The following is a 23,373-nucleotide window of genomic DNA, read 5'->3' on the forward strand; positions in this document are numbered from 1 at the left end:
GCGTCGGCGTGGGAGTCGGCGTCGCGGTCGCGGTCGGCGACGGGGTGGCGGTGGGCGACGGCGAGGCGGAACCGGTCGGCGTCGGCGACGGTGGGGTGGAGGGGGTCGGGCAGCCCGGGGTGGGGCTCCCGGTGCCGGTCGGGGTGCGCGTCGGCGAGGCGCTGCCGCCCGGGGTGCCGCTGGGAGTCCCGGGCCCGGTGTCCGGCGGTGTCGGCCCGACGGTGCCGCCGGTGGGCGACGGTGACGCGGATCCGGTGGGCGACGCGGACGGGCTGGTGCCCGGCGCCGGCACGGCGGAGGCCGGCGGGGAGGTCTTCGCGTTGGGGCGGGCGCCCGGCGTGCGGCCGCTGTCCGGGACGGCGACGGCTCCGGCCTTCGTGAAGTGCTCGTACCAGGCCGTGACCGTGTTCAGGTACTCCTGCGAGTGGTTGTAGCCGAGGATCGCGCGGTCCCGGTCCGCGGGGACCGACAGGTCGCGGCCGTCCGCGCACAGGTAGTGGCCTGCGGCGAGCGCGGCGTCATAGATGTTGTTCGGGTCCTTCACGCCGTCCGCGTTGCCGTCCGCGCCCCAGCTCGCCCAGGTGGACGGGATGAACTGCATGGGGCCGACCGCGCGGTCATGGACGGTGTCCCCGTCGTACAGCCCGCCGTCGGTGTCCGGAATGTTCGCGAAGCCCGCGCCGTCGAGCACCGGGCCCAGGATCGGCTTGAACGTGGTGCCCTTTGAGTCGACAGCGCCGCCGTTCGCCTGTCCGGATTCGACCTGCCCGATCGCGGCGAGCAGTTGCCAGGGCAGCCGGCAGCCCGGGTCCGAGGAGGCGACGGCGCTCTGGGCCCTGCGGTAGGCGTCCAGAACCGTGGCGGGCAGGCCCGTGCCACTGGCGTCGATGCCGCTGCTGCCACCGCCGGTGGCCGTGGGGGCCGAAGTCCCGCTCACGGCACCGCCGGTGGAGTCGTCCGGGGGCGGCAGGGCGGTGAGGTACGGCGATCCGCCGTCGATCTGCGGGCCTGGTGGCGGGGTGGGAGCGGCGTGACGGGCGAGGTGTGCCGCCTGGGCGAAGCCCGGGCCCTGCGAGGCGCTGAGCGTCGCCACCGCCACCGCCGCGACCGCTGTGCCGGCCGCTCCCCTGCGCATCGCGCGTATCCGTCGTCCGTATCGCGCTGCCATGTCCGCAGTCCTCCCACGTGCGAGATGAGCGCGTTACCGCGCCGCAACCCCACGGACCCTACGGGAACTTCCGGCGCGCATCCACCGTGCCGCGGTCCCCATACTGGGCGGAGAGGATCTCTTCACGAGGGGGATTGATGCCGTTCACCCTGAGCCACGCGGCCGCGGTACTGCCGGGGCTGCGCCGCGACGGTTCCGCACGCGGGCCACTGGTCGCGGCGGCACTCGTCGCGGGTTCCTTCGCCCCCGACATGCCCTACTTCGCCGCCTCGGTGGCGTCCGGCGTCTTTCGGTACGGCACGGTGACCCACTCGGCGGCCGGAGCGCTGACCGTTGATCCGCTGATCGCCGCGGGCCTGGTGGGCGGCTGGGTGGTCGTCCGTGACCCGCTGCTCACGCTGCTGCCCGAGCGGTGGCAGGGGCGGGCCGGGGCGCTGTTCGGCGGACGCCCGAGGCCCTGGCCACCGAGTGCCGTGGGCTGGTTCTGGGTCTCGGCGACCGTCGGCGCGGTCACCCATGTCGGATGGGACATCTTCACCCACACCGGGCGGTGGGGGGTGCGCACCGTGCCGGTGCTGAACACCGTGGTGCACGGGCAGCAGCTCTACCAGTGGCTGCAGTACGGCAGTTCCGCGGCGGCGCTGGTGGTGCTCGCCGCCTTCACCGTCCGCGCCCTGCGCGCCGTCCCGCAGGGGCCGCCGCCCGCGCGGCTGCCGCGGCTGACGGTGCGCAGGCGGGCGGCGGGCGCCGTGCTGCTGGGCGGCTGCGCGACGGCGGGCCTGGCCGTGCGCTGCGCGAGCGAGTATGCCGTCAAGGCCCCTCAGTCGCTCGGCGAGGTGGTGCCCACCGCGGCCTTCGGCGCGGGGGCCGGTCTTGCGGGCGGCGCCCTGCTGTACGCGGCCGCCGCCCGTCTGCGCCTGAGGCGGCGCCGCCGCCGTCAGTGCGCCGCGGACTCCCAGTCCTTGCCGACGCCCACCGAGACATCGAGCGGGGCGCGCAACGGGTAGGCGCCGGCCATCTCGCGGCGGACCAGTTCCTCGACGCGCTCGCGCTCGCCGGGGGCGACCTCCAGCACGATTTCGTCGTGCACCTGGAGCAGTAGCCGCGAGCCCAGCTTCTCCTTGGTGAGCGCCTCGTCGACCCGGAGCATCGCGAGCTTGACGATGTCGGCGGCCGAGCCCTGGATCGGCGCGTTCAGCGCCATCCGCTCGGCCATCTCGCGGCGCTGTCGGTTGTCGCTGTTGAGGTCGGGCAGATAGCGGCGGCGGCCCAGCAGCGTCTCGGTGTAGCCGGTACCGCGGGCCTCCTCCACGACGCGCTGCAGATAGTCCCGCACCCCGCCGAAGCGTTCGAAGTAGGTGTCCATCAGGACCCGTGCCTCGGCCGGTTCGATACCGAGCTGCTGCGACAGGCCGAACGCGGACAGCCCGTAGGCCAGGCCGTACGACATGGCCTTGATCTTGCGGCGCATCTCGGCGTCCACGGCGTCCTTGGGGACGCTGAAGACATGCGAGCCGACCGTGGTGTGGAGGTCCTCACCGGTGTTGAACGCGTCGATCAGGCCCTCGTCCTCCGACAGGTGGGCCATCACCCGCAGTTCGATCTGGCTGTAGTCGGCCGTCAGCAGCGACTCGAAGCCCTCACCGACGACGAAACCCCGCCGGATCTCGCGGCCCTCATCGGTACGGACCGGCACATTCTGCAGATTGGGGTCGGTGGACGACAGCCGGCCGGTGGCGGCCACGGTCTGGCTGAACGTGGTGTGGATCCGCCCGTCCTCGGCGACGGTCTTGACCAGGCCCTCCACCGTGACCCGCAGCTTGGCCTGCTCGCGGTGGCGCAGCATGATCACCGGCAGCTCGTGGTCGGTCTGCGCCGCCAGCCAGGCCAGCGCGTCCGCGTCCGTGGTGTAACCGGTCTTGGTCTTCTTGGTCTTCGGCAGCCCCAACTCCCCGAAGAACACCTCCTGGAGCTGCTTGGGCGAGCCCAGATTGAACTCATGGCCCACCGCGGCGTGTGCCTCCTTCACCGCCTGCATCACCGCGTCCGCGAAGCGCTGCTCCAAACGCTCCAGATGGTCGCGGTCCGCCGCGATGCCGAACCGCTCCATCCGGGCCAGCAGCGCCGAGGTCGGCAGCTCCACATCCCGCAGCAGGTCCGTCGCGCCGTCCTGCTCCAGCCGGCCGGTGAACGCCGTGCCGAGGTCCAGGACCGTACGCGCCTGCGCCATCAGCGCGTCCACCGCGGCGGAGTCCTCTTCCTCCTCGCCGAACGCCAGCTGTCCGCTCTCGGCGCCGGCCGGCGCCAGCTCACGGCCCAGATACTCCACCGACAGCGCGTCCAGCGCGAAGGAGCGGCGGCCGGGCTTGATCAGATACGCGGCGAGCGCGGTGTCCATACCGACGCCGGCCACCTGCCAGCCGTGTTCGGCGAAGACCCGCGCCACGTTCTTCGCGTTGTGCAGCACCTTGGGGCGGGCGGCGTCGGCGATCCAGCCCGCGAACACCTTCTCGTCCGCCTCGCCCAGCTGCGCGGGGTCGAACCACAGCGCCGGGCCCTCGGCCCCGGCCAGCGCGACCTGGGTGACGCTGCCGCTGCCCAGCGCCCAGGTGTCAACGGTGGCCAGGCCCAGCGGCTCGGTGCCGTGGCCTTCCAGCCACTCCCGCAGACCGCCCTCGGTGAGCACCGCGCCGTCCACCGCGACGCCCTCGGCGACCTGGGCCTCTTCCTCCCGCGCGCCCGGATCCACCGCGAACAGCCGGTCCCGGAAGTTCTGGTTACGGAACTCCAGGGTGTCCAGCACGATATTGAGCGACTCGCGGTCGTACGGCGCCCGCGCCAGGCCCTCCGGGCCGGCCGGCAGCTCCACGTCCCGCACCATCTCGGTCAGCCGGCGGTTGAGCTTCACCGCGTCCAGGTGCTCGCGAAGGTTCTCGCCCGCCTTGCCCTTGACCTCGCCGGCCCGCTCCATCAGCGCCGCGAACGACCCGAACTGGGTGATCCACTTGGTGGCGGTCTTCTCCCCCACCCCGGGGATCCCCGGCAGATTGTCCGACGGGTCGCCGCGCAGCGCCGCGAAGTCCGGGTACTGGGACGGCGACAGGCCGTACTTCTCCTCGACCTTCGCGGGCGTGAACCGCGTCAGCTCCGAGACGCCCTTGGTCGGGTACAGCACCGTCGTGTGCTCGCTGACCAGCTGGAACGCGTCCCGGTCACCGGTCACGATGAGGACCTCGAACCCCGCGGCCTCCGCCTGGGTGGCCAGCGTGGCGATGATGTCGTCCGCCTCGTACTTCTCCACCGCGAACCGCTTGACACCCATCGCGTCCAGCAGCTCGCCGATCAGCTCCACCTGGCTGCGGAACTCATCGGGAGTCTTGGAACGGGTCGCCTTGTACTCGGGGAACTCGTCGAACCGCCAGGTCTTGCGCGACACGTCGAACGCCACGGCCAGATGCGTCGGCCGCTCATCACGCAACGTGTTCGCCAGCATCGACGCGAAGCCGTACACGGCGTTCGTCGGCTGGCCGGTGGCGGTATTGAAATTCTCCACCGGCAGGGCGTAGAACGCCCGGTACGCCAGGGAGTGCCCGTCGAGCAGGAGCAGCCGCGGCCGGTCTCCCGCCGCGGGTGCCGTGCCGGTCGTCTCGCTCGTCTTCGATGCCTTTGCTGCCACGTCCTCGATACTCCCACGGCCCACTGACAACGCCCGACAACGCCCGCCGGTACACGAGCGCCGGTACACGAGCATGCGACGCGGCGGCTGTCGGCCCCGCGTGGCAGGATCGGACACATGGCAGCCAAACCCCCCGCGGACGACCCCGTACAGGACGCACCCGACGTCACAGCGCCGCAGCACGCCGCCGCCGGCCTGCCCGCGGTCGCGCACACCCTGCGCATGGCCCAGCAGCAGATGGGCGTGCGCCGCACCGCGCTCACCCTGCTCAAGGTCAACCAGAAGGACGGCTTCGACTGCCCCGGCTGCGCCTGGCCCGAGCCCGAGCACCGCCACAAGGCCGAGTTCTGCGAGAACGGCGCCAAGGCCGTCGCCGAGGAGGCGACGCTGCGCCGCGTCACGCCCGACTTCTTCGCCGCGCACCCGGTGTCCGACCTGGCGCGGCGCAGCGGCTACTGGCTGGGCCAGCAGGGCCGCCTCACCCAGCCGATGTACCTGGCGGAAGGCTCCGACCACTACGAGCCGGTGCCCTGGGAGCGGGCCTTCGACATCGTCGCCGAGGAGCTGCGCGCGCTCGCGTCACCCGACGAGGCGGTCTTCTACACCTCCGGGCGCACCAGCAACGAAGCCGCCTTCCTGTACCAGCTCTTCGCCCGCCGGCTGGGCACCAACAACCTGCCGGACTGCTCCAACATGTGCCATGAGTCCTCGGGCTCCGCACTCACCGAGACCATCGGCGTCGGCAAGGGCAGCGTGCTCCTGGAGGACCTGTACCGCTCCGAGCTGATCATCGTCGCCGGGCAGAACCCGGGCACCAACCATCCCCGGATGCTGTCCGCCCTGGAGAAGGCCAAACAGCAGGGCGCGCGGATCGTCACCGTCAACCCGCTGCCGGAAGCGGGCATGGAGCGCTTCAAGAACCCGCAGAACGCCCGCGGGCTGGCCGGTTCCGGCACCGCTCTGGCCGATCTGTTCCTGCAGATCAGGCTCGGCGGCGACCAGGCGCTGTTCCGCGCCCTGAACCGGCTGCTGATCGAGGCCGACGCCGTCGACCGCCCCTTCATCGACGAACACACCCACGGCTACGAGGACTTCGCCGCCGCCGCGCGCACCGCCGACTGGGACGAGGTATTGCGCGCCACCGGCCTGGAGCGCGCGGAGATCGACCGGCTGCTGGCCATGGTCCTGGAGGCGAAGAGCGTCGTCGTGTGCTGGGCCATGGGTCTCACCCAGCACAAGCACGCCGTCCCCACCATCAAGGAAGTCGTCAACTTCCTCCTGCTGCGCGGCAACATCGGCCGCCCCGGCGCCGGCGTGTGCCCCGTCCGCGGCCACAGCAACGTGCAGGGCGACCGCACCATGGGCATCTTCGAACGCCCCGCGCCCGCCTTCCTCGACGCCCTGGAGAAGGAGTTCGGCTTCGCCCCGCCGCGCGAGCACGGCCTGGACGTCGTCCGCGCCATCCGCGCCCTGCGCGACGGCACGGCGAAGGTCTTCTTCGCCATGGGCGGCAACTTCGTGGCCGCCTCCCCCGACACCGGGGTCACCGAGGCCGCGATGCGCAACGCGGCCCTCACCGTGCACGTGTCGACGAAACTCAACCGCTCGCATGTCATCACCGGATCCCGCGCGTTGATCCTGCCCACCCTCGGCCGTACCGAGAAGGACGTCCAGGCGGGCGGCGAGCAGTTCGTCACCGTCGAGGACTCCATGGGCATGGTGCACGCCTCGCGCGGCGGCCTGCGGCCCGCCTCCCCGCACCTGCTGTCCGAGCCCGCCATCGTGTGCCGCCTGGCCCGCGCCACCTTCGGCGACGACCCCGCCGTCCCCTGGGCCGCGCTCGAAGCCGACTACGGCCTCGTCCGCGACCGGATCTCCCGCGTCGTGCCCGGCTTCGACGACTTCAACACCAAGGTCGCCCACCCCGGCGGCTTCACCCTCCCGCACGCCCCGCGCGACACCCGCAGCTTCCCCACCGCCACCGGCAAGGCCAACTTCACCGCGGCGCCGGTCGAGTACCCGGCCGTGCCAGAAGGCCGGCTCCTGCTGCAGACCCTGCGCTCCCACGACCAGTACAACACCACGATCTACGGCCTCGACGACCGCTACCGGGGCATCAAGGGCGGCCGCCGCGTCGTCCTGGTCAACCCCGGCGACGCGGCCGCCCTCGGCCTGGCCGACGGCTCCTACGCCGACCTCGTCAGCGAGTGGACCGACGGCACCGAACGCCGCGCGGACGGCTTCCGCGTGGTCCACTACCCGACCACCCGCGGCTGCGCCGCCGCCTACTACCCCGAGACGAACGTCCTGGTACCGCTCGACCACACCGCGGACACCAGCAACACCCCGGCATCGAAGTCGATCGTGATCCGTCTCGAACCGACGGACCCGGTGCACGGTTCGTGACTACCGTCCGGTAGAAAGTTGACCAGTACACCGATTCACGGACCCCACCGAACGATGACGATCGGAGCCGGCCGCATGGGCGAGCAGACGAGCACGCAGTTCCCGCAGGAGATCCTGGCGCAGTGGTCCGGCCTCGGCCTCGACCTGGCCGCCCTGTTCTCGGCCGGCCACCTCGGGGACCGTATGAGCATCCAGATCACCGAGGCCTCGCCCGAGCGCGTCGTCGGCACCATGCCCGTCGAGGGCAACACCCAGCCCTACGGTCTGCTGCACGGCGGCGCCTCCGCCGTCCTCGCCGAGACCCTCGCCTCGGTAGGCGCCATGCTGCACGGCGGCCCCGGCAAGCTCGCCGTCGGCGTCGACCTCAACGCCACCCACCACCGCGGCATCCGCTCCGGTCTCGTCACCGGTGTCGCCACCCCGGTCCACCGCGGCCGCTCCTCGGCCACATACGAGGTCGTCATCACCGACGAGAACGACAAGCGGGTCTGTACCGCGCGCCTCACCTGCATGCTCCGCCCCGCCAGCCCCAGCACCACCGCGGTCTGAGCCCCTGACCGGCACCGATCGGCCCTGCACCGTTGTCGCGCGCGCCCGGACGCCCTAACTTTTCGCCATGGGGGCAGCCATGGCGGCAGCGGGAACCGGGCACGCGCGGCACATCCCCACGCTCACGCCCGCCGCCACCGCCGCACTCACCGTCCCCGCCGCGCTCACCGTCCCCGCCGCGCTCGCGCTCCGCACACTCGCAGTCACCTTCCGGGCCGAGCGGCGGCTCAGCGCCCCCGAGCACACCGGTCCGGACCATCAGGAGATCGGGCTCGCCGACGGCGAGAACACCATCGTCCGCGACCCGGTCAGGGCCGCCTCCACCGAACGCACCCGCCACGGCGCCGGCGCGGCCAGCGCGCTGATCAGACGTCAGGGCGCCGGAAAATGCCCCCAACGCATGCACAGTCAGCCTCAATCCCCTGACCACACAGGAGTCCGGCCGCAATGAGCGGCATCGGTCCGGTCGAAGGCCCGGTCGAGGACCCGGTCACGGGTCCCGCCGGACCCGGCGCGGATTCCGGCCCCGTTCCGGCCCGCGGCACGCTGTCCGTCCGCGAATACCTCACCGCCGACTCCCGCCCGCCGGCCGGGTATTGGGACGGGCTGACCACCCGGGGACGCCGTACGGCCAAGGCCGCCATCGCGGCCCTCGCCGCCGCCGCGGTCATCGGCCTCGGCCACGCGATGCGCACCGCGGAACCTCTACCGGACCCCGGCCCGTGGCCCGCCCAGTCCACGTATATCGCCTACGCGACAGGCCAGTCGGCATCCGGGGCGCTCGCCGGGTCCGGGGTATTCGGCTTCAACGTGACCGTACGGAACGGAACTCCGCTGACCATTCTCCGCGTCACTCCGTCTTTCGAGGGGCTCACCGCCGAAATCGACCCCTCCGCACCATTCACGGTCAACCCGGGAACAACCCGTCACATCACGATAAAGATGATCGTGCATAAATGCGCCGGGCTGCCGCTCGACGCCGACCTGCCCTTCCTCGACGTAACGCTACGTAACGCGCGCGCAATACAGAATCAAAGCTTCATCTTCGGCGGCGCCTGTCCACGCGATCTCTCCGCATTCCTGCACGAGGCCTGCCGGCAAACCGCTGCCACCAGCTCCTCCATCCCATGGCGGAAGTGCGGGTTCTCAGCATGCGGACGCGGCCACAAAGCGCCCAAACCCCTCAGCCGACCTCAACGGAAGCTCAAGAGTTTCCGTCGGGCATAACAAGACAGTCACACTCTTCCCGCACATCTGCCCGACCTGCCCGCACACGCCTAGAGTCACGGCCAGTCACCGCGCCACCGGATATGTCAGTTCGGGTTCACGCGCACGACTCGGCCTCTCACCAGAGACGGCCGCGCCAGGGGAAAGGACTGATCGTGCGACACCGTTCCTTGCTGATACTGACCTCCGTGCTCACCACTGGGGCCCTCACCCTCACCGCCTGCGGCTCCCGCAGCGACAACAAGGGTGGCAACAACAGCAGCGCCCCGACCACCAACGTCGTCATCGGCGTGGATGCCCCGCTCACCGGCCAGAACTCAGCCACGGGCCTCGGCATCCAGTACGGCGTGCAGATCGCGGTGGACGATGCCAACAAGAACAACACCGTTCCCGGTGTCCACTTCAGCATCAAAGCCTTCGATGACAAGGCGCTGCCGGCCAGCGGCCAGCAGAACGCCACCGCCATCACCGGCGACACCAGCATCTACGCCGCCGTCGGCCCGCTGAACTCCGGTGTCGCCCGATCGATGCAGCAGGTCTTCGCCACCGCCAACATGGTCGAGATCTCCCCCTCGAACACCGCCGTCGACCTGACGCAGGGCAAGGGGTGGTCCACCGGCACCAAGAAGCGCCCCTTCACGACCTACTTCCGTACCGCCACCACCGACGCCATCCAGGGCGGCTTCGCGGCGGACTACGCATTCAAGGACACCGGCAAGAAGAAGGTCTACGTCGTCGACGACAAGCAGGCCTACGGCGCGGGTCTCGCCGGCCTGTTCAAGGAGCACTTCACCAAGCTCGGCGGCGCCATCGCCGGCGAGGACCACGTGAGCACCGGCGACAAGGACTTCTCCACCCTCGTCACCAAGATCAAGAACTCCGGCGCCGACCTCGTCTACTACGGCGGCCAGTACGACGAAGCCGAGCTGGTCTCCAAGCAGCTCAAGGCCACCGGCGCCAACATCCCGCTGATGGGCGGCGACGGCATCTTCTCCGACACCTACATCAAGGTCGCCGGCAGCGCCTCGGAAGGCGACTACGCCACCTCCGTCGGTGTCCCCGTCACCACCCTCCCCGCCGCCCAGAACTTCATCGCCACATACAAGGCCAAGGGCTACCAGGGCGACTACGGCACCTACGGCGGCTACTCCTACGACGCCGCCACCGCCATCATCAAGGCCGTGAAGACCGTCATGGACGCCAATAGCGGCAAGCTCCCCGCCGCCACCGACGCGCGCGCCAAGATCGTCGACGCCGTCCAGAAGAGCGACTTCGCGGGCATCGCCGGCCACGTCTCCTTCGACGAGTACGGTGACACCACCAACAAGCAGCTCACCGTCTACCAGGTCAAGGGTGGCAAGTGGGTCGCAGTGAAGAGCGGCACCTACACCGGCTGACCCCACCCGCAGCACAGTGACCCGGGCCGCGCGGAAGGTCACCCCGACCGCGCGGCCCGCAGCTTCTCCCACCCCTTGCTCCCTCAGCGACATGGAGGCCATGCGGTGCACACCCTGCCGCAACAGCTGGCCAACGGGCTGTTCCTCGGCTCGATGTACGGGCTCATCGCCATCGGCTACACGATGGTGTACGGCATCGTCCAGCTCATCAACTTCGCCCACGGCGAGATCTTCATGACGGGCGGCTTCGGCGCCCTCACTGTCTACCTCAACCTGCCCGACCACACCTCCATGTGGATCGCGCTGCCCCTCATGCTCATAGGCGGCGCCATCGTCGCCGTCCTCATCGCCGTCGGCGCCGAGCGCTTCGCCTACCGACCGCTGCGCGGCGGCCCCCGCCTGGCCCCCCTCATCACCGCGATCGGCCTCTCCCTCGCACTCCAGCAAGCCGTCTTCAACTGGTACCCCAACGCCACGAGCGCGCGCGTCTTCCCGCAACTCCCCGGCGGCCCGTACCACCTCGGCTCCATCAGCATCCAGAGCGGCGACGTCTTCCTCATCATCGCCGCCCCCGTGTGCATGGCCGCCCTCGCCGCCTTCGTCCGCACCTCCCGCACCGGCCGCGCCATGCAGGCCACCTCGCAGGACCCGGACACCGCCCAGCTCATGGGTATCGACACCAACCGCATCATCGTGATCGCCTTCGCCATCGGCGGCCTCTTCGCCGCCGTCGCCGGAGTCTCCTACGGTCTCAAGTACGGTTCCGTCGACTACAGCATGGGCTTCCAAGCTGGCCTCAAAGCCTTCACCGCCGCCGTACTCGGCGGCATCGGCAACATCTACGGCGCCATGCTCGGCGGCCTCGTCCTCGGCATCGCCGAAGCCCTCGCCACCGCGTACATCGCCAACATCCCCGGCATGCAGCAACTCGGCGGACAGGGCTGGTCCGCCGTCTGGGCCTTCGTGCTCCTCATCCTGGTCCTGCTACTACGACCACAGGGCCTACTCGGCGAACGCGTAGCGGACAGGGCGTGAGCGACATGACGACTGAACTCCGCACCCACGAGACCACACAGGTCATCCCGCTGCCGACCACCGTGGCCCGCGCCCTCACCACCGGTGGAGCCGCGCTCACGATCGTCTCCACCTTCCTGGCCTGGACCTGGACCCCGGACTTCCCCGGCGACCTCAGCGTCACCGGATACCCCGGCGGCCTGCAGATCCTCACCCTGGTCGGCGGAGCACTCACCCTGCTCTTCGCCATCGCCGGCTACAACGTCCCCGCACTGCGCTGGCTCACGCCCTCGCGCTCCAACAACGCCGTACTCACCTTCGGCATCGGCGCCTTCGCGATCACCTGGTACACGCTGATCTCGATCGCCTACGAACTCGGCGGCCTCGCCAACCTCGAACCCGGCGGCTTCGTCGCCGGAATCGCGGCACTGACCACCCTCGTCGGCGCCCTCGGACTACACCTCGACCGAAACACCGAGGAAGCCCAGCGACCCGAAGGCGGCCTCGCCCGCGCCCCCTTCGTACGCTACGCGTACCTGGCCATGCGCGCCCTGAGACTCAGCAGCGCCGACCGTCCGCTCCCCGACGCCGCGAAACTCCCCGGCTGGATCCAGCGGATCATCATCACCATCGCCGCTGCCATCGGCCTGGAACTCTTCAGCTACGGCATCGACACCGAATACGGCGAGCTGTTCGTCGGCTTCCTGATCCTCGCCGGCTTCGGCGCCGCGGGACTCTACTTCGCCGGCCTGACGACCCAGTTCTCCCAGCTCACGGCCGCCAACCGCGGCTTCGCCGCCACCATGGGCTTCCTCGCCGCGGCGGCATTCCCCTTCACCCAGAGCAACGACCACTACGCCAACATCGGCGTCAACATCCTCATCTTCGGCACCGTCGCCCTGGGCCTCAACATCGTCGTCGGCCTCACCGGCCTCCTCGACCTCGGATACGTCGCGTTCCTCGGCGTCGGCGCCTACGCGGCAGCCCTCGTCTCCGGCTCCGAATACTCCGTATTCTCCGGCGCCCAGTTCCCGTTCTGGGCCGCCGCCCTCACCGGCATGGGCGCCTCACTCGTCTTCGGCGTCCTCATCGGAGCACCCACCCTGCGGCTGCGCGGCGACTACCTCGCCATCGTCACCCTCGGCTTCGGAGAGATCTTCCGCATCGCCGTCAACAACATGGACGGCACCTCCGGCCCCAACGTGACCAACGGCCCCAACGGCATCAACCAGATACCCGACCTGTCGCTCTTCGGCTACAACCTCGGAGCCTCACACACCATCGGGTCCTTCACACTCGGCCGGTTCGCCAACTACTTCTTCCTGATGCTCCTCATCACGGTCCTCGTGGTGCTGATCTTCACCCGCGCCGCCGACTCCCGTATCGGACGCGCCTGGGTCGCCATCCGCGAGGACGAGACCGCCGCCACCGCCATGGGCATCAACGGCTTCCGCGTCAAACTCGTCGCCTTCGCCCTCGGCGCCTCGCTCGCCGGCCTCGCCGGCACCGTCAGCGCCCACGTCACCTACAGCGTCACCCCCGCCCCATACCAGTTCGCCGGCGCCGCCCCACCCAACTCCGCGTTCCTGCTCGCCGCAGTCGTCCTCGGCGGCATGGGCACCGTCAACGGACCCCTCCTCGGCGCCGCACTGCTCTACCTCATCCCCGAAAAGCTCGCCTTCCTGCAGAACTACGAGCTCTTCGCCTTCGGCATCGCCCTCATCCTCATCATGCGATTCCGGCCCGAAGGCATCATCGCCGACCGCCGCCGGAAGCTCGAATTCCACGAGGACGGCGGCCTCCTCCTCCCCGACGCCCTGGACGGAACTGCCGCCACCAGCAAGGCAGGGGCGTGAAAGACACCATGACCACAACCACCATCGCCAACGGCACCCCCCTCCTCGAAGCCAGCGGCGTCATCATGCGCTTCGGCGGCCTCACCGCCGTACGCAACGTCGACCTCACCGTCAACACCGGCGAGATCGTCGGCCTCATCGGCCCCAACGGAGCCGGCAAAACCACCTTCTTCAACTGCCTCACCGGTCTCTACGTGCCCACCGAAGGCACCGTGAAATACCAAGGCAACGTCCTACCGCCCAAACCCCACCTCGTCACCAAAGCCGGCATCGCCCGCACCTTCCAGAACATCCGGCTCTTTCCCAACATGACCGTCCTGGAGAACGTCCTCGTCGGCCGGCACACCCGCACCAAAGAAGGCCTCCTCTCCGCCATCATCCGCGGACCCGGATACCACCGCGCCGAAGCGAAATCCCGCGAACGCGCCATGGAACTCCTCGAATTCACCGGCCTCGCCGCCAAAGCCGAACACCTCGCGCGCAACCTCCCCTACGGCGAACAGCGGAAACTCGAAATCGCCCGCGCCCTCGCCAGCGAACCCGGCCTGCTGCTCCTCGACGAACCCACCGCAGGCATGAACCCGCAAGAGACCCGCGCCACCGAGGAACTCGTCTTCGCCGTCCGCGACCAAGGCATCTCCGTACTCGTCATCGAGCACGACATGCGCTTCATCTTCAACCTCTGCGACCGCGTCACCGTCCTCGTCCAGGGCGAGAAACTCGTCGAAGGCACCAGCGCGGTCGTCCAGCGTGACGACCGCGTCATCGCCGCCTACCTCGGCGAACCCTTCGAAGGCGCCCCCGAGGACGAAGCCCTCGCCGAAGTCGAAGCCGCGGAAGCAGTCAGCACCAACGCCACACCCAGCACGACGGAGGACGACCAATGACCGCACTTCTCGAAGTCGAGGACCTGCGCGTCGCCTACGGCAAGATCGAGGCCGTCAAGGGCATCTCGTTCAGCGTCGAGGCCGGCCAGGTCGTCACCCTCATCGGCACCAACGGCGCGGGCAAGACCACCACACTCCGGACCCTGTCCGGACTCATCAAGCCGCTCGCCGGCCGCATCACCTTCGACGGGCAGCCCCTCGCCCGCGTACCCGCACACAAGATCGTCGCCCTCGGACTCGCACACTCCCCCGAAGGCCGGCACATCTTCCCCCGCCTCACCATCGAGCAGAACCTGCAACTCGGCGCCTACCTCCGCAAGGACAGCGCCGGCATCGCCAAGGACATCCAGCGCGCCTACGACCTCTTCCCCATCCTCGGGGAACGGCAGAAACAGGCCGCGGGCACCCTCTCCGGCGGTGAACAGCAGATGCTCGCCATGGGCCGGGCCCTCATGTCCCAGCCCAAGCTGCTCATGCTCGACGAGCCCTCCATGGGACTCTCCCCGATCATGATGCAGAAGATCATGCACACCATCGTCGAGCTCAAATCCCAGGGCACCACGATCCTGCTCGTCGAACAGAACGCCCAGGCCGCGCTCTCCCTCGCCGACCAGGGCCACGTCATGGAGATCGGCAAGATCGTGCTCTCCGGAACCGGCTCCAACCTCCTGCACGACGAATCCGTGCGGAAGGCGTACCTCGGCGAGGACTGACGCCAACGCGAAGGGCCCGCACCGTGCACGGTGCGGGCCCTTCCCTTCGCCGTGTCCGGCGACTACGTCTCCTACTTCTCCGGAACCTCGTCGATCACAGCCTGCGCCACCTGCTGCATCGACATCCGCCGGTCCATCGACGTCTTCTGAATCCACCGGAACGCCGCCGGCTCCGACAGCCCGTACTTCGTCTGCAGCACACTCTTCGCCCGGTCCACCAGCTTCCTGGTCTCCAGCCGCAACGACAGATCCGCGATCTCCAGCTCCAGCGCCCGCAGCTCCTGGAACCGGCTCACCGCCATCTCTATCGCAGGCACCAGATCGCTCTTGCTGAACGGCTTCACGAGATACGCCATCGCCCCGGCATCCCGCGCCCGCTCCACCAGTTCCCGCTGGGAGAACGCGGTCAGCATCAGTACCGGCGCGATCTTCTCCTTGGCGATCTGCTCGGCCGCCGAGATCCCGTCCAGGATGGGCATCTTCACATCGAGGATCACCAGATCGGGCCGGTGCTCCTCCGCCAGCCTGACGGCGGTCTCGCCGTCACCGGCCTCGCCGACGACGGAGTAGCCCTCCTCCTCAAGCATCTCCTTGAGATCGAGCCGGATCAGCGCCTCATCCTCGGCGATCACGACACGCGTCGTCATCGGAGGTACGTGCGACTGCTCGTCTATGGGCTCGGCGGCACTCAACGGGACTCCTCGTTCACGGCGGGGGTAGTGCCCCACGAGCCTACCTAGCTCCGCTAAGGTTGGAGCACGGAGGGAGTACGCTACCCTCTGTTTCGAAGGAGCCCCGGTAGCCCAACTGGCAGCAGGCAATGGATTCAAAACCCATACAGTGTCGGTTCGAATCCGACCCGGGGCACTTTTCCTTCTGTTCCATGGTCCAGCAATGGGCGGTCAGCTCGCGTGATCGAGCGGTTGCAGCTTCACATTGAGCCGCAGCCCCAGAGCCTGCGCCAGGCGCTCCAGCATCATTATCGTGGGCATCGTGCCCCCTGCCTCAAATCGGGCCACCGCGGGCTGCTGCAGCCCGGCGGCCTCGGCAAGCTGCTTCTGTGTGATTCCGAGCGCCTCCCGACGCTCCCGCACCGCGGCCCCGAGTTCGAAGCGGAGTCGGGCAGCCTCATAAGCCACGCCGGCCCCGGGTCGTCCCATCACCTCGGCCCGTTTCACGCTCCACGACTTCCTCTCGCTCACGCCCGCTCCTCCTCACTATCCGCCGTATGCGCCTGGGTGATGCACCGCTCCATCGCCCGCCGGGCTCGTTCCACCTCTCCTTGCTCGCGCATCCGCTGCTTGCGGAAGACCGTAAGCAGGACGATGCGCCGCTGCGAGGCAATCCAATAAGTGATACGGACGGACTCACCCCGCCTATCGCGGCGAGTCGTCCTCGCCGATGTGGTGCACGCGCACCAAATTCGTGGTTCCGGGGACGCCGGGTGGGGAGCCGGCGGTGATGACGACGACGTCGCCCTTCTTGCAGCGGCCGATGCGGAGCAGGCGTTCGTCGACCTGGTCGACCATTTCGTCGGTCGTCTGGACCATGGGGCCGAGGAGGGTTTCGACGCCCCAGGTGAGGTTGAGCTGGGAGCGGGTGGCGGGTTCGGGGGTGAAGGCGAGGAGGGGGATCGGGGAGCGGTAGCGGGAGAGGCGGCGGACGGTGTCGCCTGATTGAGTGAAGGCGACGAGGTATTTGGCGCCGAGGAAGTCGCCCATTTCGGCGGCCGCGCGGGCGACGGCGCCGCCTTGGGTGCGGGGTTTGTTGCGTTCGGTGAGTGGGGGGAGGCCGGAGGAGAGGATTTCTTCCTCGGCGGCGCAGACAATGCGGCCCATGACCTTGACGGTTTCGACGGGGTGTTTGCCGATGCTGGTCTCGCCGGAGAGCATGACGGCGTCGGTGCCGTCCATGATGGCGTTGGCGACGTCGGAGGCTTCGGCGCGGGTGGGGCGGGAGGCGTCGATCATGGAGTCGAGCATCTGGGTGGCGACGATGACCGGCTTGGCGTTGCGCTTGGCGAGTTTGATGGCGCGCTTCTGGACCATGGGTACGGCTTCGAGGGGCATTTCGACGCCGAGGTCGCCGCGGGCGACCATGATGCCGTCGAAGGCGTCGACGATCTCTGCGAGGTTCTCGACGGCCTGCGGCTTTTCGATCTTGGCGATGACGGGGACGCGGCGTCCCTCTTCCTTCATGATGCGGTGGACGTCGACGACGTCGTCCGCGCTGCGGACGAAGGAGAGGGCGATGATGTCGGCGCCGATGCGCAGGGCCCAGCGGAGGTCCGCGATGTCTTTTTCTGAGAGGGCGGGGACGGAGACCGCAACGCCGGGGAGGTTGAGTCCCTTGTTGTCGGAGACCATGCCGCCTTCGATGACGATGGTGTGGACGCGGGGGCCGTCGACGTCGGTGACTTCGAGGGTGACGCGGCCGTCGTCGACGAGGATGCGTTCGCCTTTGCCGACGTCTGCGGCGAGTCCTTTGTAGGTGGTGCCGCAGGTCTGGCGGTCGCCTTCGACGTCGTCGATGGTGATGGTGAATTCGTCGCCGCGTTCAAGGAGTACGGGGCCTTCGGTGAAGCGGCCGAGGCGGATCTTCGGGCCCTGAAGGTCGGCGAGGACACCGACGCTGCGCCCGGTCTCTTCCGAGGCTTTGCGGACGCGGTGGTAGCGGTCCTCGTGTTCGGCGTAGGAGCCGTGGCTGAGGTTGAAGCGGGCGACGTCCATTCCGGCTTCGACGAGTGCTTTGATCTGGTCGTAGCTGTCGGTGGCGGGGCCCAGGGTGCAGACAATTTTTGCTCGGCGCATGTTTCGAGCCTATGACCTACCGACGGGTAGGCAGATGGGTGGAGGCGACTGTCCAACGACGGGTGGATTAACGGTTGTTGACAAGTGTCGAAGTGTGCAGCGATGTGCTCATGTGAGCGGCGGGGCGGGCTGGTTGAAGGTGAGGTGGGCTCGGTGGAGGTGCGGCGGGGTCAGCCGAGGTCGGGTGGGGTCATGGTGAAGTGGGCGGTGACGTGTGCGTAGACGCTCTGGCGTTCGGGTTCGAGGTCGAGGGCTTGTGGGGCCATGTCGGCCGTTCCGGGGGCGGCGACGGCGCGGGTGCTCATTCCGGCGAAGCCTTGTTTCGGGTAGGGCGTGGCCTGGTGGACGCCTTCGTCGGCGAGTTCGATGAGGGCGGTGAGGGTGGCGCCGAGGGCTTCGGCGTATTCGCGGCCGCGTTGGAGGGCGTCGCGGACGGCTTGCCGGCGGGCTTCCCGGTAGGCGGGTGACTGGGGGCGCAGGGACCACCAGGGGCCGTCGACGGCGGTGAGTTCGAGGTCGGCGAGGCGGGTGGTGAGTTCGCCGAGGGCGGTGAAGTCGGTGAGGGTCGCGCCGATGCGGACGGTGCCGTGGTAGGCGCGGATCTTCTCCCCGCGGTCGCGGCCTCGTTCGCGCAGTTCGGGGGCGAGGTAGAACGTTCCGGTTTCGAGATTCTCGATGGCGTCGCCGTATCCCTTGATGAGGTCGAGGGCCTGGGTGTTGCGGCGGGTGAGGTCGTCGAGGGTGTGGCGGCGGTCGGCGCCGCGGGCTTTGACGGTTACGGAGATGCGGGCGAGTTCCGGTTCGACTTCGATGGTGGCTTCGCCGCGGACGCCGACGTGCGGGGCGGCGGGGGTTGGGTAGGTCCTGTCCGTTTCTGCGGTCATGTGCCCCACTGTCGCAGGCGGGGGATTCTCCGGCGGGACATCTGATGGAAACGTGCGGGGGGTGTCGCGGGGTGGGGTTGCTGCGCCAGAATCTACGCGCGTTACGTCGCAGAGAACGTCGCAGAGAACAAGGGGACCGGGAGCCGACATGCCGCTCAATCGAAGGACTTTCCTGAACCGTTCCGCCGCCACGGGTGCGGGGGTCGCGCTCGCGGGCGCGGGCGCCGTGGCCGGCGCCGCGCCGGCGGAGGCGCACGACCGGGGCGAGGGACACGGGCACGGTCCGAGGACCCACTCGCTGCGGGTGCTGGGGACGACGGATCTGCACGGCCATGTCTTCAACTGGGACTACTTCACGAACGCGGAGTACGACGACAGGACGCACAACGACGTGGGTTTGGCGAAGATCTCCACGCTGGTGGAGCAGGCGCGTGCCGAGAAGGGCTGCGACCGGACCCTGTTGATCGATGCGGGTGACATCATCCAGGGCACCCAGCTGTCGTACTACTACGCGCGGGTGGAGCCGATCACGGGCAAGAGCGGCAAGGGCGGCAAGCACGCCCCGGTGCACCCGATGGCGCTGGCGATGAACCACATGCGGTACGACGCGGCGGCGCTGGGCAACCATGAGTTCAACTACGGGATCCCGGTGCTGCGGAAGTTCCAGGAGCAGTGCGATTTCCCGCTGCTGGCGGCGAACGCGGTGGACGCCAAAACGCTGAAGCCGGCGTTCCCGCCGTACACGATCAAGCGGATCAAGGTGCATGGCGGGCGGGACATCAAGGTCGGGATCCTGGGGCTGACGAATCCTGGTATCGCGATCTGGGACAAGGCCAATGTGCAGGGGAAGATGGCGTTCCCGGGTCTGGTGGAGCAGGCGAAGATCTATGTGCCGAAGCTGCGGGCGCTGGGCTGCGATGTGGTGATCTGTACGGATCACTCGGGTCTGGACGGGAGTACGTCCTACGGTGACGCCCTGCCGTATCCGGAGAACGCGTCGTCGCTGGTGGCGGAGCAGGTGCCGGGGATCGACGCGATCCTGGTGGGGCACACCCACAAGGAGGTGGCGTCGCGCTCGGTCGTCAACACCGAGTCGGGTAAGAACGTGGTGCTGTCGGAGCCGTTGATGTGGGGGATGCGGCTGAGCGTCTTCGACATCGAGCTGGAGTTCTCGCGGGGCCGCTGGTCGGTGACGTCGGTGGTGGCGGAGGTCCGCAACGCGAACGCGGTGGCGGAGGATCCGCATGTGGTGAAGCTGGTGAAGGCGGAGCACGACAAGGTCGTGACGTACGTCAACCAGGTGGTGGGCTCGTGCACGGCGGCGATGTCGGCGGCGGAGGCCCCGTACAAGGACACGCCGATCATCGATTTCATCAACGCGGTGCAGATGCAGACGGTGAAGGCGGCGCTGGCGGGGACGCAGTACGCGGCGTTGCCGGTGCTGTCGCAGGCGGCGTGCTTCTCGCGGACGGCGGCGATTCCGGCGGGTCAGGTGTCGCTGCGGGATGTGGCGGGACTGTATGTGTACGAGAACACGCTGGACGCACGGGTGCTGACGGGCGCGCAGGTGAAGGACTATCTGGAGTTCTCGGCGAAGTATTTCACGCAGACCGCGGCGGGCACGGTGGTGGATGTGTCGAAGCTGACGAACGCGGACAGCACTCCGGACTACAACTATGACGTGGTCGGCGGGGTGTCGTACGAGATCGACATCGCGAAGCCGGCGGGTTCGCGGATCGCGAATCTGACGTTCCAGGGTGCTGCGGTGGATCCGGCGGCGAAGTTCGTGCTGGCGGTGAACAACTACCGGGCGAACGGCGGCGGGAATTTCCCGCATGTGGCGGCTACGCCGTCGGTGTGGGCGAATTCGGATGAGATCCGGAACACGATCATCGCGTGGGTGAAGGCGAACGGTTCGATCGATCCGTCCGCCTTCGGCGGTGACAGCTGGAAGCTCACCCGCGACGGAGTGCCGCTGTTCTAGTCGGCACGTTGGAGGCGGCGGCGCCGTCGAGGCCGAATGTGGTGAACGCGGTTCTGGCCGGCAGGGGGTAGGGCTCCTTGCCGGTCAGTGCGTTGAGGATGACGGCGGAGCGCCAGGCGACGAGTCCGAGGTCGGGGGCGCCGACGCCGTGGGTGTGGAGGTTGGCGTTCTGGATGTGGATGGCGCCGCTGATGGACGGGTCGAGGGCGAGCCGGTGGTCGGCGTCGATGCGCAGCCGGCCGCCGGTGTCGCGGCGGAGGTAGGGGTGGAGGGGGGCGAGGAGCTGGTCGACGGGGCGTTCGCGGTAGCCGGTGGCGAGGATGACGGCGTTCGTCGTGAGGCGGCTGCGGGTGCCTTGTTGTTCGTGTTCGAGGTGGAGTTCGATGGCGTTGGTGCCGAGGCGTCCCGCGGTGCGGACGGTGACTCCGGGGGTGAGGGTGGCGTCGGGCCAGCCGCCGTCGAGGGTGCGGCGGTAGAGCTCGTCGTGGATGGCGTTGATGGTGTCGTGGTCGATGCCTTTGTGGAGCTGCCACTGCTGGGGGACGAGTTGGTCGCGTACGGGTTCGGTGAGGCCGTGGAAGTAGTGGGTGTAGTCGGGGGTGAATTGTTCGAGGCCGAGTTTGCTGTATTCCATGGGGGCGAACGCGGGGGTGCGGGCGATCCAGGTGAGGCGTTCGCGGCCGGCGGGGCGGACGCGCAGCAGGTCGAGGAAGACTTCGGCGCCGGACTGTCCTGATCCGACGACGGTGATGTGGTCGGCGGCGAGGAGTCGGGTGCGCTGGTTGACGTATGCGCTGGAGTGGATGACGGGGACGGTGGGTGCTTCGGCGAGGAGCCGCAGGGGCTCGGGGATGTGGGGTGCGGTGCCGGTGCCGATGACGAGGTTGCGGGCGTGGGTGCGGCCGAGGGCTTCGGCTTCGCCGTTGCGGTCGAGGTGGGTGTGGTCGATTTCGAAGAGGGCGCGGCCGGGGTTCCAGCGGATGGTGTCGACCTGCTGGCCGAAGTGGGTGGTGGTGAGGGTGTCGGCGACCCAGCGGCAGTAGGCGTCGTATTCGGCGCGGTGGATGTGGAATCGCTCGGCGAAGTAGAAGGGGAAGAGGCGGTCGCGGGTTTTGAGGTAGGAGAGGAAGGACCAGCGGCTGGTGGGGTCGGCGAGGGTGACGAGGTCGGCGAGGAAGGGGACTTGGAGGGTGGCGCCGTCGATGAGGAGGCCGGGGTGCCATTGGAAGGAGGGGCGCTGGTCGTAGAAGGCGGCGGTGAGGTGGGGGATGCCGTCGGCGAGGGCGGCGAGGGAGAGGTTGAAGGGCCCGATGCCGATGCCGAGCAGGTCGAGGGGTTCTTCGGGAGTGGCGGGTTCGCTGGTGGTGGCGGGGGTGGTGGGCGCTGTTGTCATCGGGCCGTGGTGCCTTCCGTGGTGAGGTGCAGGAGCGCTGTGAGGTCGGCGGGCCGGGTGTTCGGGTTGAGCAGGGTCGCTTTGAGCCAGAGCCGGCCGTCGGCGTGGGCGCGGCCGAGTACGGCGTGGCCGGTGTGCAGGAGGCGTCGGCGGATGGCGGCGATGTGGGTGTCATCGGCGTGGGTGGGGCGGAACAGGACGGTGCTGATCTGTGGGCGGGCCCACAGGGTGAGGCCGGGGTGGGCGTCGATGAGGTCGGCGAGGTGGTGGGCCTGGTCGCAGACGGTGTTGATGAGGGCGCCGAGTCCGTCGCGGCCGAGTGCGCGGAGGGTGACGGCGATTTTGAGTACGTCGGGGCGGCGGGTGGTGCGCAGGGAGCGGCCGAGGAGGTCGGGGAGGCCGGCTTCGGTGTCGTCGGCGGCGTTGAGGTAGTCGGCCTGGTGGCTCAGGGGCCGTAGTGCGGTGGTGTCGGGTACGGCGAGGAGTCCGGCGGCGACGGGCTGCCAGCCGAGTTTGTGCAGGTCGAGGGTGACGGAGGCGGCGGATGTCAGTCCGTCCAGGCGGTGTGCCTCGCGGTCGCTGAACAGCAGGGGTCCGCCGTAGGCGGCGTCGATGTGGAGTTCGGCGCGGTGGGCCGCCGTGATCCGGGCGGTTTCGGGGAGGGGGTCGATGGCGCCGGTGTCGGTGGTGCCGGCGGTGGCGACGACGAGTACGGGGCTGTTGTCCTGGAGCCGGCTGAGGGCGGTGTGGAGGGTGTTGGGGTCGAGGGTGCCGGCGGGGGTGGGGAGGACGATGGCCGGCGGCAGGCCCAGGAGCCAGGTGGCGCGTTGGATGCTGTGGTGGGCGTTGGCTCCGCACATCACCTGTAGTGGGGGGCCGGCGGGGTGGCGTTCGCGGGCCAGGAGCAGGGCGAGCTGGTTGGACTCGGTGCCGCCGGTGGTGATGAGGGCGTCGGGCGCGGGGTGGCCGGGGTAGACGAGTGCGGCGAGCGCTGCGGTGGTCTCGGCTTCGAGGGCGGTGGCGGCGGGGGCCTGGTCCCAGGAGTCGAGTGAGGGGTTGAGCGCGCTCGCGGCGAGGTCGGCGGCGACGGCGACGGCGAGTGGCGGGCAGTGCAGGTGGGCTGCGCAGTGTGGTTCCGCGGGGTCGGCGGCTCCTGCGGCGAGGGCTTGGACGAGGGTGCGCAGGGCGTGTTCTTCGCCGGTTCCGGTGCGGGGGATGACGGGGGTGCACGCGTCGTGCATGTGCTGGGCGACGGTGCCGGGGCCGCCCGCCGGGAGGGGGCCGCCCCGGGCCGTCGCGCCGTCGGTGAGTGCGCGGAGCACGGTGTCGAGGAGGGGACGCAGGTGGTCGGGTCCGGTGATGCCTCCGGCGAGGTGGGGTGGCATGGGGTGGCCCTTCGCGGTCGCAGC

19 protein-coding genes and 1 tRNA gene are annotated in these 23,373 nt (G+C 69.3%); 12 read left to right on the top strand and 8 right to left on the bottom strand.

Features of this window, described 5'->3' with window-relative positions:
• Positions 1–1,168: lytic transglycosylase domain-containing protein (locus QMK24_RS23930; protein WP_283468750.1), on the bottom strand; the 1,168-nt coding region annotated here is incomplete at its 3' end.
• A 137-nt stretch (positions 1,169–1,305) separates the two neighbouring features.
• On the opposite strand from QMK24_RS23930, the gene QMK24_RS23935 reads away from it, so the two are divergent.
• Positions 1,306–2,175, top strand: a complete 870-nt coding sequence (locus QMK24_RS23935; RefSeq protein ID WP_283468751.1) for a DUF4184 family protein — start codon at positions 1,306–1,308, stop codon at positions 2,173–2,175.
• Here QMK24_RS23935 and polA read toward each other — a convergent pair.
• Entirely contained in the window at positions 2,106–4,844 is a 2,739-nt protein-coding gene (gene polA / locus QMK24_RS23940; protein ID WP_283468753.1) for a DNA polymerase I, read from the bottom strand. The two genes, QMK24_RS23935 and polA, sit on opposite strands and share 70 nt — an antisense overlap.
• Before the next feature lie 117 nt (positions 4,845–4,961).
• Between polA and QMK24_RS23945 the strand changes: the two genes are divergently transcribed.
• The 9 genes from QMK24_RS23945 to QMK24_RS23985 all read left to right on the top strand — a co-directional run bounded on the left by QMK24_RS23945 (position 4,962) and on the right by QMK24_RS23985 (position 14,893).
• Entirely contained in the window at positions 4,962–7,250 is a 2,289-nt protein-coding gene (locus tag QMK24_RS23945; RefSeq protein WP_283468754.1) for an FdhF/YdeP family oxidoreductase, read from the top strand.
• Positions 7,251–7,325: 75 nt separating this feature from the next.
• A complete protein-coding gene (locus tag QMK24_RS23950) occupies positions 7,326–7,799 on the top strand; it encodes a PaaI family thioesterase (RefSeq protein ID WP_283468818.1) in 474 nt (157 codons plus the stop codon).
• Positions 7,800–7,866: 67 nt separating this feature from the next.
• Complete coding sequence (locus QMK24_RS23955) at positions 7,867–8,250, top strand: hypothetical protein (RefSeq protein WP_283468755.1); 384 nt, start codon at positions 7,867–7,869, stop codon at positions 8,248–8,250.
• Positions 8,247–9,026 (top strand): hypothetical protein, encoded by a 780-nt coding sequence (locus QMK24_RS23960; protein ID WP_283468757.1) that lies wholly within the window; start codon positions 8,247–8,249, stop codon positions 9,024–9,026. Before QMK24_RS23955 ends, QMK24_RS23960 begins: the two co-directional genes overlap by 4 nt.
• 170 nt (positions 9,027–9,196) lie before the next feature.
• Positions 9,197–10,423 (top strand): branched-chain amino acid ABC transporter substrate-binding protein, encoded by a 1,227-nt coding sequence (locus tag QMK24_RS23965; RefSeq protein WP_283468819.1) that lies wholly within the window; start codon positions 9,197–9,199, stop codon positions 10,421–10,423.
• Positions 10,424–10,528: 105 nt separating this feature from the next.
• The gene (locus QMK24_RS23970; RefSeq protein ID WP_283468758.1) at positions 10,529–11,458 is read left to right on the top strand and encodes a branched-chain amino acid ABC transporter permease; all 930 of its coding nucleotides are present in this window, start codon (positions 10,529–10,531) and stop codon (positions 11,456–11,458) included.
• 5 nt (positions 11,459–11,463) lie between these two features.
• On the top strand, positions 11,464–13,293 hold the full coding sequence (locus tag QMK24_RS23975) for a branched-chain amino acid ABC transporter permease (protein WP_283468759.1): 1,830 nt from the start codon (positions 11,464–11,466) through the stop codon (positions 13,291–13,293).
• 8 nt (positions 13,294–13,301) lie between these two features.
• Positions 13,302–14,180, top strand: coding sequence for an ABC transporter ATP-binding protein (locus tag QMK24_RS23980; protein WP_283468762.1), 879 nt, complete (start codon positions 13,302–13,304; stop codon positions 14,178–14,180).
• Entirely contained in the window at positions 14,177–14,893 is a 717-nt protein-coding gene (locus tag QMK24_RS23985) for an ABC transporter ATP-binding protein (protein WP_283468764.1), read from the top strand. Before QMK24_RS23980 ends, QMK24_RS23985 begins: the two co-directional genes overlap by 4 nt.
• A gap of 71 nt (positions 14,894–14,964) precedes the next feature.
• On the opposite strand, the gene QMK24_RS23990 is transcribed toward QMK24_RS23985, so the two are convergent.
• Positions 14,965–15,540, bottom strand: a complete 576-nt coding sequence (locus QMK24_RS23990; protein ID WP_283468822.1) for an ANTAR domain-containing response regulator — start codon at positions 15,538–15,540, stop codon at positions 14,965–14,967.
• A 145-nt stretch (positions 15,541–15,685) separates the two neighbouring features.
• On the opposite strand from QMK24_RS23990, the gene QMK24_RS23995 reads away from it, so the two are divergent.
• Positions 15,686–15,760, top strand: a tRNA-Leu gene (locus tag QMK24_RS23995).
• 35 nt (positions 15,761–15,795) lie between these two features.
• On the opposite strand, the gene QMK24_RS24000 is transcribed toward QMK24_RS23995, so the two are convergent.
• The 3 genes from QMK24_RS24000 to QMK24_RS24010 form a co-directional block, all read right to left on the bottom strand.
• Entirely contained in the window at positions 15,796–16,095 is a 300-nt protein-coding gene (locus QMK24_RS24000; RefSeq protein ID WP_283468765.1) for a helix-turn-helix domain-containing protein, read from the bottom strand.
• Positions 16,096–16,269: 174 nt separating this feature from the next.
• Positions 16,270–17,703 carry a pyruvate kinase gene (pyk, locus tag QMK24_RS24005; protein ID WP_283468766.1) on the bottom strand — a complete coding sequence of 478 codons (1,434 nt, stop codon included), beginning with the start codon at positions 17,701–17,703 and terminating at the stop codon, positions 16,270–16,272.
• Positions 17,704–17,873: 170 nt separating this feature from the next.
• The gene (locus tag QMK24_RS24010; RefSeq protein WP_283468767.1) at positions 17,874–18,587 is read right to left on the bottom strand and encodes an SIMPL domain-containing protein; all 714 of its coding nucleotides are present in this window, start codon (positions 18,585–18,587) and stop codon (positions 17,874–17,876) included.
• 148 nt (positions 18,588–18,735) lie between these two features.
• On the opposite strand from QMK24_RS24010, the gene QMK24_RS24015 reads away from it, so the two are divergent.
• Positions 18,736–20,571, top strand: a complete 1,836-nt coding sequence (locus QMK24_RS24015; RefSeq protein WP_283468768.1) for a bifunctional metallophosphatase/5'-nucleotidase — start codon at positions 18,736–18,738, stop codon at positions 20,569–20,571.
• Here the strand turns inward: QMK24_RS24015 and QMK24_RS24020 are convergent.
• Both QMK24_RS24020 and QMK24_RS24025 read right to left on the bottom strand, forming a co-directional pair.
• Positions 20,543–21,964, bottom strand: coding sequence for a lysine N(6)-hydroxylase/L-ornithine N(5)-oxygenase family protein (locus tag QMK24_RS24020; RefSeq protein WP_283468769.1), 1,422 nt, complete (start codon positions 21,962–21,964; stop codon positions 20,543–20,545). The genes QMK24_RS24015 and QMK24_RS24020 overlap by 29 nt on opposite strands.
• On the bottom strand, positions 21,961–23,349 hold the full coding sequence (locus QMK24_RS24025) for a pyridoxal phosphate-dependent decarboxylase family protein (RefSeq protein WP_283468770.1): 1,389 nt from the start codon (positions 23,347–23,349) through the stop codon (positions 21,961–21,963). Before QMK24_RS24025 ends, QMK24_RS24020 begins: the two co-directional genes overlap by 4 nt.
• Positions 23,350–23,373 lie beyond the last annotated feature (24 nt).

Source organism: Streptomyces sp. PH10-H1 (assembly GCF_030063355.1).
Classification (GTDB): Bacteria; Actinomycetota; Actinomycetes; order Streptomycetales; family Streptomycetaceae; genus Actinacidiphila.